Source organism: Shimia haliotis (assembly GCF_900114415.1).
GTDB classification, from domain to species: Bacteria; Pseudomonadota; Alphaproteobacteria; order Rhodobacterales; family Rhodobacteraceae; genus Shimia; species Shimia haliotis.
Genome location: NZ_FOSZ01000002.1, coordinates 239,828 through 253,252, shown reverse-complemented (window position 1 = coordinate 253,252; position 13,425 = coordinate 239,828). Strand labels below are relative to the sequence as shown.

The 13,425-nt window shown below is 58.9% G+C and carries 13 protein-coding genes; 2 read left to right on the top strand and 11 right to left on the bottom strand.

The genetic code is table 11. The features are described from left to right. Positions 1 to 263: 263 nt before the first annotated feature. From BM069_RS06650 to BM069_RS06625, 6 genes are all read right to left on the bottom strand, one after another. On the bottom strand, positions 264 to 974 hold the full coding sequence (locus BM069_RS06650; protein WP_093322015.1) for an alpha/beta fold hydrolase: 711 nt from the start codon (positions 972 to 974) through the stop codon (positions 264 to 266). After that, the gene (pcaD, locus tag BM069_RS06645) at positions 967 to 1,755 is read right to left on the bottom strand and encodes a 3-oxoadipate enol-lactonase (protein ID WP_093322012.1); all 789 of its coding nucleotides are present in this window, start codon (positions 1,753 to 1,755) and stop codon (positions 967 to 969) included. The genes BM069_RS06650 and pcaD overlap by 8 nt, the downstream gene beginning before the upstream one ends. Further along, positions 1,755 to 2,951, bottom strand: coding sequence for an endonuclease/exonuclease/phosphatase family protein (locus BM069_RS06640; RefSeq protein WP_093322010.1), 1,197 nt, complete (start codon positions 2,949 to 2,951; stop codon positions 1,755 to 1,757). Before BM069_RS06640 ends, pcaD begins: the two co-directional genes overlap by 1 nt. Positions 2,952 to 3,116: 165 nt before the next feature. After that, positions 3,117 to 4,097 (bottom strand): threonine ammonia-lyase, encoded by a 981-nt coding sequence (locus tag BM069_RS06635; protein ID WP_093322007.1) that lies wholly within the window; start codon positions 4,095 to 4,097, stop codon positions 3,117 to 3,119. Next, positions 4,094 to 4,933, bottom strand: coding sequence for an alpha/beta fold hydrolase (locus BM069_RS06630; protein WP_093322005.1), 840 nt, complete (start codon positions 4,931 to 4,933; stop codon positions 4,094 to 4,096). The genes BM069_RS06635 and BM069_RS06630 overlap by 4 nt, the downstream gene beginning before the upstream one ends. Next, entirely contained in the window at positions 4,933 to 5,616 is a 684-nt protein-coding gene (locus BM069_RS06625; protein WP_093322002.1) for a haloacid dehalogenase type II, read from the bottom strand. The genes BM069_RS06630 and BM069_RS06625 overlap by 1 nt, the downstream gene beginning before the upstream one ends. Positions 5,617 to 5,756: 140 nt before the next feature. Here BM069_RS06625 and BM069_RS06620 point away from each other — a divergent pair, with 140 nt between their 5' ends. Beyond that, positions 5,757 to 6,185: an FKBP-type peptidyl-prolyl cis-trans isomerase gene (locus BM069_RS06620; protein ID WP_093322805.1), complete on the top strand. Its 429-nt coding sequence runs from the start codon at positions 5,757 to 5,759 to the stop codon at positions 6,183 to 6,185. 98 nt (positions 6,186 to 6,283) lie between these two features. Next, positions 6,284 to 7,354, top strand: a complete 1,071-nt coding sequence (locus BM069_RS06615) for an NAD(P)H-dependent flavin oxidoreductase (RefSeq protein WP_093322001.1) — start codon at positions 6,284 to 6,286, stop codon at positions 7,352 to 7,354. A 16-nt stretch (positions 7,355 to 7,370) separates the two neighbouring features. Here the strand turns inward: BM069_RS06615 and BM069_RS06610 are convergent, their stop codons facing one another. From BM069_RS06610 to BM069_RS06590, 5 genes are all read right to left on the bottom strand, one after another. Then, the gene (locus BM069_RS06610) at positions 7,371 to 8,159 is read right to left on the bottom strand and encodes an enoyl-ACP reductase FabI (RefSeq protein ID WP_093321999.1); all 789 of its coding nucleotides are present in this window, start codon (positions 8,157 to 8,159) and stop codon (positions 7,371 to 7,373) included. Positions 8,160 to 8,166: 7 nt separating this feature from the next. Continuing rightward, positions 8,167 to 9,396, bottom strand: coding sequence for a beta-ketoacyl-ACP synthase I (gene fabB, locus BM069_RS06605; protein ID WP_093321996.1), 1,230 nt, complete (start codon positions 9,394 to 9,396; stop codon positions 8,167 to 8,169). 98 nt (positions 9,397 to 9,494) lie between these two features. Next, positions 9,495 to 10,301 (bottom strand): crotonase/enoyl-CoA hydratase family protein, encoded by an 807-nt coding sequence (locus BM069_RS06600; protein ID WP_093322803.1) that lies wholly within the window; start codon positions 10,299 to 10,301, stop codon positions 9,495 to 9,497. Between the two features lie 299 nt (positions 10,302 to 10,600). Continuing rightward, the gene (locus tag BM069_RS06595; RefSeq protein WP_139216161.1) at positions 10,601 to 11,122 is read right to left on the bottom strand and encodes a hypothetical protein; all 522 of its coding nucleotides are present in this window, start codon (positions 11,120 to 11,122) and stop codon (positions 10,601 to 10,603) included. Next, entirely contained in the window at positions 11,122 to 13,065 is a 1,944-nt protein-coding gene (locus BM069_RS06590) for a S8 family serine peptidase (protein WP_093321991.1), read from the bottom strand. The genes BM069_RS06595 and BM069_RS06590 overlap by 1 nt, the downstream gene beginning before the upstream one ends. Positions 13,066 to 13,425: the final 360 nt, after the last annotated feature.

The window sequence follows — 13,425 nt, the reverse complement described above, 5'->3', positions numbered from 1 at the left end:
GCAGTTCCTTTGAAGGCATCGGGCTGGTTGCGGCAAGTGGCGGCTTTGAGACCATCGTGGCCAGCTTGCTGTTTTTCCATGAAGCCAAATCGCAGATTTGGCAGCGCCCGAACCGCCCCCGTCAAACCGGAGGTTTGCCTCTGGCAAAACGCGAGCGCTTTGCGTCCACCCCTCGGTTCGGGCGCGTCACGCTTGGTTCTTGTCTCGGCGAAGGACCGGTTCCCATTTACCAACGAGGCGCGCGTACTTGCCTATTGGGCGCGTCAGGTGTTCACGATCCGGTCGATCAGGGCCGCCAATTCCTTAGGCGCGGCCAAAAACGGCGAGTGGCTGGTGTCCATCTCATAGACGTCCTGCGCGGGCCAGGTCTCTGTCATTGTGCGCTGGAATTCGGGCGGGATGGTCTGGTCGTTGTTGCAGCGGATGTAGGATTTTGGCGCGTTCGCAAATCCGTCGCCCAATGTGATCGGGGTTTCCTGTGGCAGGATCGGTTGCGGGCAGAGGCGCGCGTTGGCAAAATCTTCGGTGCCTTCGGGCGCGTCGTGATAAAACACGCGGCGGGTTTTGGCTGGGTCGATGGTGTAGCTGACGCCATCGTCAGATTTGATGACGGCGTCAAGGATCGGTTGGCGCGGGGCCGCGCGGCGCATGTCGGCCAACGAATGCCCGTCCCATGGGGCATAGGCGCAGAGAAAGATCAGGCGGGCGATTTTGTTTGGCGCGAGGTCGGCGGCGCGGGAGATCGGATAGCCGCCCCAGCTGTGGCCCAGAACAACGGTGTCCTCGCCAAGCGCGTCGGCGACGGCTTGGCCGCATGCATCAAGCGTGACGTCAGAGATGGGCGTTTGGTCCTCGCCGTGGCTCGGTAGGTCGATGGCGCGGGCGGTGTGGCCCAGAGCCTCAAGCGCGGGGATCAGGTCGCGGAAACACCATGCGCCGTGACAGGAGCCGTGCACCAGCAGGATATCAGACATGGGCGGTTTCCTTGAGGAAGGCGTTGATCAGAGCGGCGTAGTCTTCGGGCTTTTCGGCGCAGGGCAGGTGACCGGTGCGGCGCATCAGCTCCATCCGCGCGCCGGGGATCAACTCGACGGTTTCGCGCACCAGATCGGGGGGCGTGGCCCCGTCTTCGGAGCCTGCGATGCCCAGAGTGGAGAGGCGCAGGCCCGACGTGGGCGTGTAGAAATCGGTGCCTTTGATCGCGGCGCAGCAGCCCATGTAGCCTTCTTCAGGTGTGCTTTCGAACATGGTTTTCCAGTGGGCCAGTTCGGGGCGGTTCAGGAAGTCGCGGCTGAACCAGCGCTGCATCGTGGCGTCGGCCATGGTGGCGAGGCCTTTGGTTTTTACGGTTTCGATGCGCTCGTCCCACATCTTGGGGGAGCCGATTTTGGCGGCTGTGTTGGAGAGCACCATAGCGCGCACCAAGTCAAGGCGTTTGACCGCCAAGCCTTGCGCGACCATGCCGCCAATCGAGAGGCCGACCACAAGCGCGTCCTTGATTTTCAGGTGGTCCAGCAGCGCTTCGGCGTCTTTGACGAGCGTGCCCATGGAATAGGGCGCGGGCGGGACTTCGGAGTCGCCGTGGCCGCGCATGTCGTAGCGGACGATGCGCAGGCCGCCCGTCAGGTGCGGCAGGATCGGCTCCCACAGGCCCATCGTGGTGGCCAGCGAGTTGATGAAGAGGACCGGCGCGCCTTTGGGGTCGCCCTCGTCGCGGTAGTGGACGGAAATTCCGTTAAGCGTGGCGTGGGGCATCAGTCGTCCTTGAGGCGGATGTGGGCCATGATCTGACCGTGGTCAGAGGCGAGTTTGTTATAGGGAGCCTCGGCGTGGCTGCCGTCGGTGAGGTGGTCGTTGAAGACCGAGAAATACTCCATTTCACCAGCGGCTTGCGCGTTGTCGGGGTGGAAGTGTTGGCTGAGATAAATCTGGTCGATGCTTTCGTAAACGCCGCCAAAGGCCGTGGTGTAGACCATGTCGCGCATGGATTTTTTCACGAAAAGAGATTCCGCAGAGGTCAGGCGGACTTTGTTCACCGCGCTTTGGATGCGGTCGTTGTCTTCGCGACTGTAGCGGTCCGCGCCATGCTTGGCATCATGGCGCAGCATCCATGAATAGTTGCGGAAAGGCACTTCGCCGGAGATGATTTCGGAGCTGACCGCGTGTTCGCCGTCGTTGAAATCGCCCATGACCATGACGGGATGGCCTGCCTCAAGTTCTTCGACGATGGAGCGGCGCAGCACCCATGCTTCGGCCATGCGACGCAGAGCGGCGCGCATGGCGCCCATGGCACGGCCAACGGGGTCGTAGTTGGTCAGGTCAGCCTCGGGCGCGGTGCCGTCTTCGCCACGCGGAAATTCACCAAGTTTGGATTTCAGGTGGCAGTTGAAGATTGTGATTGTTGTGTTGTCCGTAACCGGAATGCGGGCCTTGAGGATGGGGCGCGACAGGCGGGTGAGGCGGTAGTGGCCGCCGTCCTCGCCAGTCAGGTCGCGGAAGGGAATGTCGAGCGGTTCGGGCAGGTCCTGGATGATTTCTGGCGTGCCGACAAAGCCGAAACGCGACAGGATCGCAACGCCGGGGCGGCGGTGGCCGGGTTTGCCGGTGTCGTTGATGTTGGAGGCCACAAAGAGACCATCGGCGCCGTATGGTGTGTAGCCAAGTTTGCGGAAGATCGCCTTGCGGTGATAGCGCTTGGATTTGTCGGGGATGACAGCTTTGTTGCTTTCCTCGCCGATGTGGTCGGCTTCTGCGATGACCTCGCGCAGGGTGGCCTCGTCAAAGATTTCCTGAAAGCCGATGATGTCGGCGTCCATGGAGAAAATCTGGGAGGCGGTCCAGTCTTCTTTCCATGCGTATTCCTCGGGCGTGTAGGATTGGAAGGTGTAGTATTCCTGATCCGGCCCGATGAGGTTTTTGACGTTGAAAGAGGCAATGGTGAAGCGGGTCATTGTGCGCGGTTTCCAGATGTCCCCGGGGCACGGAGTGGCCCGGATCGCACCCGACCCCGCCCCCCAGGGCGGGTGCGATTTTGATAGGCTGCAACGAAATGGGGCGTTGCAAATGGGGTGAGGACGCCGCGGTGACGATGGCCGCCCTCGGTGTCGGGTGCGATCCTAGTGCTTGTCAAACTTGGTGATGGTATTGGCAAAGACCTCGGCGTCCACATTGCCGCCGGTGCAGACAGCGACGACGGCATCGCCTTCGATCTTGTCACCATGAAACAACGCAGCGGCCAAGGCGACTGCGCCACCGGGTTCGACAACAATTTTCAAACGTTTGAAGGCGAGCGCCATGGCGTGAAGGGCTTCATCTTCAGACACCACAAGACCTGTGCCGCATAGGCGGGACATGAGCGGGAAGGTCGACTCGCCCGGCGCAGGGGTGATGATGGCGTCGCAGAGCGAGCCGGACTGTGTGGCGTTGGACTGGATTTCGCCCGAAGCGAGCGAGCGGGTGACATCGTCAAAACCTTCGGGCTCCACAGGGCGCACGCGCATGGCGGGGGCGTCGGCCTCAAGCGCCAACGCGATGCCGGACGTCAGACCTCCGCCGCCGCAACATACGAGGACGTCGCCGTCATTCACACCCAATTCCGCGGCCTGTTGAGCAATTTCAAGCCCGGTGGTGCCTTGGCCCGCGATCACCTGCGGCTCGTCATAGGGGCGGATCAGGGTGAGGCCGCGTTCTTGTGAAATGGCGTCGCCCACCGCCTCGCGGCTTTCGCCGCCGGCACGGTCATAAAGCACAACTTCGGCACCTAGTGCGCGGGTGTTGTCGATTTTGAGTTTGGGGGCATCAGCGGGCATCACGATGACCGCAGGCGCGCCGTGTTTGGCTGCTGCCAGTGCAACGCCTTGGGCATGGTTGCCGGAACTGAAGGCGATGACACCAGCCTTGCGGGTGGCTTCGTCCAAAGCCGAGACCGCCGACCAGCCGCCGCGAAATTTGAAAGAACCGGTGTGTTGCAGGCATTCCGGTTTGACCAAGACCTGCCGGCCTGCGATCTCGTCCAAAAAAGGCGAGGTGAGCAGCGGCGTGCGCCGCGCGTGGCCTTTGAGGCGCTGGGCGGCAGCGCGGATCATGTCGATGTTCATGGGCGGGGCTCCAGTTGGGCAATCCAGTCTCGCAGAATGGCGACGGCGTCGGGTTCGTCAAGGAAAGGCACATGGCCGCGGTTGGGAATTTCGGCTGCCAGAATGGGGCCTCGTTCCTGCATTTCGGCATAAGTCTCTGCCGAAAGTATGTCGGAGTTTGCCCCACGGATCACCGCTAATGGCAGGTCTTTGAGCGCGTCAAAGAGCGGCCAGAGGTCGGGCTGTTCTGCGCGGGGATCGAAGGTGGCGAGCGTGGCGTTGCGCAACTTGGGGTCGTAGTTGATCGCGAGGCCGTCGGGCGTTTCGATGAAGTGCTTTTCGACCTCCTCGCGCCAGCGGCTTGCCGGCACGCCGTCAAAACCCATGATGCGAGTGCCGAAGGCCTCGGCGGCTTCGTCCATGGTTTTCCAGATCGGGTTGCGGCCGATGAAAACGAGGATGATTTCCAGACCGCTGGTCTCGATCACGGGTCCGACGTCGTTGAAGCAGACACCGGATAGGCGATCTGGCGCGATCTGGCCAAGGTGCATGGCGATCAGTCCGCCGCGGGACGTGCCTAGGATGGCGGCTTGGGCAAGGCCAAGATGGTCGAGCAGTTCCAGCGCGTCGCGGGCCTCGCGATCGACGTTGTAGGTCATGAAGTCCTCGGCCCAGTCCGATTTGCCGCGCCCACGGTAATCAAGCCGGATCACGCGGGCATTTGTGAGCGCGGGCAGGGCGTAGTCAAAATCGGTGCTGTTCCGAGTGAGGCCGGCGAGGCACAGCACAACGGGGCCGTCGCCGCCGGTGTCTTCAAAATAAAGCGAAAGGCCGTCAGAGGTTTGGAATGTTGGCATTATTTGGCGTGCTCGGGAATGGTTGTCAGATCGTCGAGAATGATGGCAGGGGTCCATGGCATGCGGTCTACAGGTTCGCCCGCACGATTGACCCATGCGGTTTTAAAGCCATAGCCGGTGGCGCAGGCGGCGTCCCAGCCGTTGGACGACACAAACAGAACCTCGTCGCGGGCGCAGTTGAAACGTTTGGTGACAAGTTCGTAGACCTCGGGCGCGGGTTTGAAGATGCCCACGTCTTCGACGCTGAGCACATCGTCGAGAAATTCCTGCACGCCTGCGCTCTCTACCGCACCGTTCAGCATATCAGGCGAGCCGTTTGACAGAATGGCGGTGTTCAGACCGCGCGCCTTGAGCGTTGCGAGCATCTCGGGCACCTCGGGGTAGGCCGCGAGTTCCCAGTACAGCGCCAGCAGACGTTCGCGCAGTTCGGCGTCGCCCTGAAGGCCTGAGGCCTCAAGCGCCCAGTCGAGGCCGTTTTGCGTGACCTCCCAGAAATCGGTGTGCGCATGGGCCACGGCGCGCAGCCACGTGTATTGAAGCTGTTTCAGGCGCCAGTCGTTCGCAACCTTCTGCCAGTGATTGGCAAAGGCGTCGCGGCCGGGTTCGGCGGCAGCTTCGCGGGCTGCCGCGGCGACGTCAAAGAGCGTGCCGTAGGCGTCAAATATGCAGGTTGTGATGGCCATGTGATCCTCCCGTTCGCTGGCAGATTGGCAGGTTTCTAAGGGGGCGAAAAGGGGCGTTTGCACTTTGGTCGCGACGACTTTAGGGTGCGCGCTTTATGCGGGCCGGTGAGGTGCGCGACGAAACAATGATGGAACACACCATGACAGCCGCAAAATCGGGCGACACTGTTCGCATTCACTACACTGGCACTCTGAGCGACGGCTCGGTTTTTGACAGCTCCGAGGGGCGCGACCCGCTGGAATTCACGCTGGGCTCCGGTCAGGTGATCCCCGGATTCGACAATGCCGTGGACGGCATGAGCATTGGCGACAAAAAGGTCGCGGAAATTCCTGCCGATCAGGCCTATGGCCCGCGCCATGACGACGCCATTCAGGACGTACCGCGCGAGCAGATTCCTGCGGAGATCCCTCTTGAGGTTGGTCTGCAGTTGCAGATGCAGGCGCCCACAGGTCAGGTTGTTCCCGTGACCGTGGTCGAGATCACAGACGAGATCGTCAAGCTGGACGCCAATCACATGCTGGCGGGCAAGGATCTGACTTTTGCGATTGAACTGGTGTCGATCAACTAAGTCACCCTGTCAGATTAGGTCAAAAGCCCGCCCGTATTTCGGCGGGCTTTTTCTTTGAGCGCGGGCCGCGTAGCCTGAGGCGCAAAGGGAGGCAGGATATGGATCTGGTCGCACACTTGGGCCTGAAATGGCCGATCGTTCAGGCGCCAATGGCGGGGGTGTCGACGCCGGAGATGGCGGCGGCGGTGAGCAGCGCAGGCGGGCTTGGCAGTCTGGGGCTTGGAGCAGCGGGTGTTGACGGTGCGCGCGATATGCTTCGCGCGGCGCGGGCGCTGACGGAGCGGCCGATCAATGCCAATGTGTTTTGCCACGCGCCGGCGGTGCGAGACCCGCGCAAGGAAGCGGACTGGATCGCGGCGACGGCACCGGAATTTGCGCGATTTGATGCGCAGCCACCCGAGCAGCTCTCTGAAATATATCGCACATTCCTCGAGGATCGCGCGATGATGGAGATGTTGCTTGAGGAAAAACCCGGCGTGGTGAGCGTGCATTTCGGGCTGCCGGATCGGGCGTGGATCGCAGAGTTGCAGGCCGCGGGAAATCTGGTGTTTGCTTCGGCGACGTCTATGACAGAAGCACAGGCTTGTGTCGCGGCGGGGGCCGACGCGGTGGTGGCGCAGGGCATCGAGGCAGGCGGGCACCGTGGTGTGTTTGACCCAGAGGCCGAAGATCAGGCCTTGTCGACGCTGGACCTTGTTGCGCAGATCGCCTCGGCGGTTGATGTGCCGGTGATCGCAGCGGGCGGCATCATGGACGGAGCGGGAATTGCGCAGGCTTTGGACGCGGGAGCGGTGGCCGCACAATTGGGCACGGCCTTTATTGACAGCGAGGAGTCGGTGGCTGATGCGGCCTATCGTGCGGCGTTGCGATTGCCGGAGAGCCACCCGACGGTGCTGACCCGCGCGATTTCGGGGCGTGCGGCGCGGTGTCTGAACAACAAATATGTGGCGCTGGGCGCGCGGTTGGGCGCAAGAAACGCGCCGGATTATCCGGTGGCCTATGACCTTGGCAAGGCTCTGAATGCGGCGGCGAAAGCGGTTGGCGAAACCGGATATGGTGCGCAATGGGCCGGATGCGGGGCGATGCGTGTGCGCGCCGGAAGCGCGCAGTCACTTCTGCAATTGCTGGGCGCAGAGCTTGAGGCGGTGCAATCTCGTGGAGCGCCCTGACGGGTCAGCTGCGGATTCAGAGATTGTCCGGTTGAGGCATGCCAAGCACATGATATCCGCCGTCCACACGCAGGATTTCTCCGGTGGTGCAGGCGCCGGCGTCAGAGGTCAGATAAACGGCGGTGCCGCCAACTGCGTCCAGCGTCGCGTTGCTGCGCATCGGGGCGTTTTCGCCCGTGTGCTTGAAGGTTTTGCGCGCGCCGCCGATCACGGCACCAGCCAGTGTTTTCATCGGACCCGGAGAGATGGCGTTCACGCGGATGCCGTCCGGGCCGAGGTCATTTGCAAGATAGCGGGTGGCGCTTTCCAGCGCGGCCTTGGCAACGCCCATGACGTTGTAATAAGGCGTCACGCGGGTTGCGCCCTGATAGGTCAGGGTCAAAAGCGTGCCGCCGTTTTCGGCCATCATCGGATGGGCGCGCCGGGCGACTTCGATCAGGGAATAGCAGGAAATATCCAGCGAATTCTTGAAGTTGTCGCGCGTGGTGTCAATAAAGCGGCCGGTCAATTCGTCCTTGTTGGAATAGGCAATCGCGTGCACGAGGAAATCAATTGTCGGCCATTTGGCCGCCAGTTGATCGAATGCGGCATCCAGTGAGGCATCGTCTGTCACATCCACATCCACCAGAAAGTCGCTTCCGAGACTTGCGGCAAGCGGGGCCACCCGTTTGCCAAAAGCTGCGCCCTGATGGGTGAACGCAAGTTCCGCGCCCGCCTCGTGCATCGCCTTGGCGATGCCCCAGGCAATCGAACGGTCGTTGGCAACGCCCATAATCAGGCCGCGCTTGCCCTGCAGTGTGGTCATGAAAGAATTATCCCTGGTATTTGGACAAAAGCATCGATCCGTTGGTGCCGCCGAAACCGAAGCTGTTTGTCATCACCGTATCAAGTCCGGCGTTTTCAATGGTTTTTGTCGCAATTTCGTCCGGATTGATCGCCGGATCGAGGGTCTCCACGTTGATGGAAGGCGTGATGAAATCGCCATCCAGCATCAGAAGGCAGAAAATGGCCTCCAGCGCGCCAGCTGCGCCCTGAGCGTGGCCGGTCATGGATTTTGTGGAACTGATTGGCGGGGTGGTGCCTTCGCCAAAGACGCGGCGCACCGCTTCGACTTCGCCAACGTCGCCAACCGGCGTGGATGTGCCGTGGGCGTTGATGTAGCTGACCTTGCGCCCCTCAGGCAGGGTGGCTGTGGCCAGACGCATGGCGCGCTCGCCGCCTTCGCCCGACGGGGCCACCATGTCGTGACCATCGGAGGTCGCGGCAAAGCCGGTGACTTCGGCGTAGATTTTCGCACCGCGCGCAAGGGCGTGGTCGAGGTCTTCGAGCACCACAATGCCGCCGCCGCCGGAGATCACGAAACCGTCGCGGCTTTCGTCAAAGGCACGGGAGGCTTTTTCAGGGGTGTCGTTATATTTGCTGCTCATCGCGCCCATGGCGTCAAAGAGGCAGCTGAGCGTCCAGTCGAGTTCTTCGCCACCGCCGGCAAACATCACGTCCTGTTTGCCCATCATGATCTGCTCGGCCGCGTTGCCGATGCAGTGCAGGGAGGTCGAACAGGCAGAGGTGATGGAGTAGTTGATGCCTTTGATCTTGAACGCCGTTGCAAGGTTGGCGGAGATCGTGGAGCTCATGCATTTGGGAACCGCGAAAGGCCCGATACGCTTGGTTGCGCCGGTCTTTTCCACGGTCTGATGCGCCACCAGCATGGCCGACGTGGACGGGCCGCCGGAGCCCGCCACAAGGCCGGTGCGTTCGTTGACGATCTGATCCTCGGTGAGGCCTGCGTCGGCAATCGCCTGTTGCATGGCGATATGGGCATAGGCCGCGCCTGCGCCCATGAAACGTAGGGTGCGTTTGTCGACATGTTCCTTGGGATCGATGTCGATGTGGCCGGCGATCTGGCTGCGGAAGCCGTGCTCGGCCATTTCGGCGCTGGCGGAAATGCCGGATTTGCCTGCTTTGAGCGAGGCTGTGACTTCTTCGGCGTTGGTGCCGATTGAGGAAACGATACCCAGTCCGGTAACGACGACGCGACGCATGTGCGCTCTCCTTAACTTTGCTTGCGTCTTAGTAGGCGTTGAAAAGGCAGGGCGCAAGGTCGGGTCGCGAGCCCGGTGACACCGCGACCCTGCCTTGATCAGTCGTTGCGGCGCACGCGGGCCGCGCTTTTGTCGGCAAACGCGGCCAATCGAGCACGGGCGTCGGGCTGTGTGTTGACCACGCCAGCCACCACGGCCTCGGCGTAGGCTCCATCCAGAGCGGACATGTTCTGGATATGGCTCACCGCGGAACAGATGGCGAAATTGGACAGCGGCAGGTTTTGCGAAATCCGGTCGGCAATTTCCATTGCGCGGTCCAGAGTGGAGCCCTCGACGATGTATTGCGCAAGGCCGAGGTCGACGGCCTCTTGTCCCTGATACACACGGCCCGTCAGCATCATGTCAATCATGCGGGCCTTGCCCACAAGATCGGTCACGCGAATGGTGGCGCCGCCGCCGGTGAAAAGACCGCGTTGGCCCTCGGGCAGGGCGAAATAAGTGGTTTCGTTCATCACGCGGATGTGGGCCGAACTGGCCAATTCCAGACCGCCGCCAACTACGGCGCCCTGCAACGCAGCCACAACGGGCACGCCGCCGTATTCCATTTTGTTGAAGGCCTCGTGCCAGCGCAGGCAGACATGCATAAAGTCGGCGGGGCTGCGGTCTTCGTCATGGTGTTCGATCAGATCGAGACCGGCGCAGAAGTGGTCGCCAGAGCCGGCCAGCACCGCGACGCTCACGCCGGCCCGCGGGGCGACCGAGAAAAACTCGACCAGTTCTTCGATGGTGTCGATGTCCAGCGCGTTGCGCTTGGTCGGGCGGTTCAGGGTCACGACCCAGACGCCGTTTTCGCGTTCTTCAAGGGCAAGGTTGGTGAAGCGGGATTTGTCGATCTGGATCGCCATGCGGAAGCTCCGGAATGGAATGGAAAATTTCCTCAGCTTGAGCAGGTTATCCAAGGTAAAGCAACACGGGGCGCGGAACGACGTCGCGGCGCGCCAAAAAGAAAGGGTATGTCCGCGAACCGTGTTGGAGAGAAACAGTCCTTCAACGAGCTCAGACCCAAGGTCGGCTGTGCGGGACAAACCGGTCATTCCACTCGCCTAGACGAATGACCGGTTTATTTAGCCATCAATAGAGCGCATGGGCTGAGGATCAGAAACGTCTAGAAAACCTAACCGCTCCCAATCCCAGCCTTTGATCACTATTGGCGGGTCCGAAAAACTAGTCTATTGCTTGTGAAACTCCTAACAAGCCGAACAGTTGAATTCACTCCGATCCATTCGTACGCGTTATCCGTCTCAACTGACGGTGGACCATATTCGGCGACAAGCTTTTGTAGGTGAAGATCAAACTCTTCTGAGGATGAACCTAAGCTAAAACTCAAACCGGCAATTCCCTGGCCATCAACTATGGGCATGACTTCACTTGCAGAGAGTCTGTCCGAGGCATTCTGAAGCAGCTCAAGATTTTGGAGCTCTGCACCCCACAGAACTGTTTTGTAGCCTGCATAGAAATTGATATCCGGATACAACCTGTCTCGGTTCTGCTCGATGACTCTTGACTGAAAATACTCTGGTTCACTGATAGCGAGAAGATCGTTTTCCAGCGTGTCTTCGGACAGTTCACCCTCATCATGTGCGTGTAGTATTGATGCACTAGCAAAGCATAGGACCAATAATACTCCTGCCAAGCCCTTTGCAAAATCCATTTGAAGAACTTTCATCACTTTATCCTAATAATGTAGTGCGCAGTAATGAATGGCGGTCGATTATCAAGCAGTGCACTCGATGTGTTGCCACTCGACCTGGCTGTACCATTCATGTGACCATGCGTTTCGTATGGGTTTGTTATGCTTGCGTCAGATGTCAAATCTCTCAGTGACGTGTTAAACCCGCCAGCCCTGTTTGCAGGGCTGTGTCCCCCTTTTCGGCCGTTTCCACTCTGCAACCCAAACCAGACTGAATTCGATCTGACGGAAACTGAGTGACCATGACGCGTTTTTTCTTGCCCCCCGGTCTGACCGATACTTCCGTCAGTGCTGCCCATCATAAAGCGGCCTCTCAAGTCAGGGACCTTCTTTCCGAAATATGGAGAATTTGGATCAGCGACAGTACTACCGTCAGCAACAATCCAGTTCTCCGGTAGCATTGCAGGATCGCCAAAATACGGCGTAACTGCCCCTACCGGAAGGTCTATGGAGACAATTTCAGCAAGAGCTTTATTTGCGTTTAATCTACCACCAGTAACCGATTTTTTATTCATACTGGGAACTTTCTCGACACCATTCAACAATCGTGCCTTTACTTGAAGCGGCGTGAGGTGGCCGTCTTTAGATAGAACAAGCGCAGCAACTCCTGCGACATGCGGCGCGGCCATAGATGTGCCACTCAGGGAGCGGTACCCGTCGTTCAGATGCGTGGACAACACACTCACCCCAGGAGCTGCCAAGTCAGTGGTTTCTTCCCCATAATTTGAAAAACTGGCAAGAGAGTCTGACTGATCAGATGCGAGTACCGAAACAATGTATGGGCTATCGTACGACGACGGAAAGTGCGGAGAAATATCTGTATTTCGACCATTGTTCCCAGCAGCTGCAATAAACAGTGATCCATCACGCCCTGCGGTATTGATCTCATCAAGCAGCTGTTGATTGAAACCACCACCTCCCCAGGAATTGTTGGTAATGCGAATTCCCAGTGATCTCGCGTATCCGACGGACGAAATGGCATCAGCTGTACTACCACCGGCCGGGCCGAGAAAGCGGATTGGGAGTATCTTGGAATTCCAAGATACTCCAGCCACCCCGATACCGTTATCCGACTGCGCAGCAACAGTCCCAGCTACGTGGGTGCCATGGCCTCCAATGTCGTTTGGGTCGTTATCATCATCTCTAAAGTCCCAACCCGACCAATCGTCAATCAACCCATTGTTGTCATCATCAATACCGTTGCGAGATTTATCATTACCATTTGTATCCAATCCTGTTTCCCCGGGATTTTCAAATATCTTTGTTGCAAGATCGGAATGTCGATAGTCAACACCAGTGTCTATGATCGCCACGACCACATCACCGTCACCAATGGTCTGATCCCATGCCGAAGGCGCATCAATTAAGGGTAGCCCATACTGCGAGCCAAATTGAGGGTCGCTCGGCGTTCGAGTCGGGAAGTGTATCCAGTCTGGGCCAGCTGAAAGAACTTCCGAAAGCGAGAGTAAATCATCAAGTGCACCAACAACCGTAGCTGCTGATGTCTCCTCAAGAGTGGCAACAAAAGCCGTTGAAAACGGAATTGGATCTACGCTTGCGGCAGTTGTTGCTTCAACTATCGCGGTATTCGCTTCAGGGTTTTCCAATGACAAGATTACTTTGTTCGCTGATGAGAACCTATAAAGAACCTCATCTTCTCCGATTTCATTCCGGTATTCCCATACTAAGATACCGTCGGCATCAAATAGCTCGGAGCCGCCTTGAAAGTGGCGCACCAAAACCTCTGCTGGTGGATTTGAAAGGATTTTAATGTTCCGACTTTCAACCTCTTCCAATTCCGAAGAAACCAGTTCGAAAAACTCTCGGTCTGATGTGTCCGCTCTGAGTTCTTGGCCGAATGCCGAACATAGGATTAGTGTAAGAGAAAACCGCACAAAGGAGCGAAAAAAACACTTCATAGTTTAACCTCTATCGCAGGGATTCGCGTTAAATATGCATTAGGCTAAGGCTCAAATGTCCTTTTTTGCAAGTGATATGTTCAGTGTGAACCGTGGATCTCAGAATGCCTCCCTACACCGATGTCCCTCGAGTACAACTGATCCTGAGTGTCAGGGGGAAGATCAGAAACTCCATTTTGGACATGCTGGAAAAAATCCTGTGGCAACCAACAAAAAGCTTTAGCGGTTCCCGCAAAAGCGGCCAAGCATGGGCATTACTGCATTTGTCACTTTGAGCTCAAAGCTGGCATGCGCCGCATTCGGTCCGGTGTCTTCTTTTGGGATCGCTGGCGCCAACTGGGTTTCCGAACAAAGTCCCAA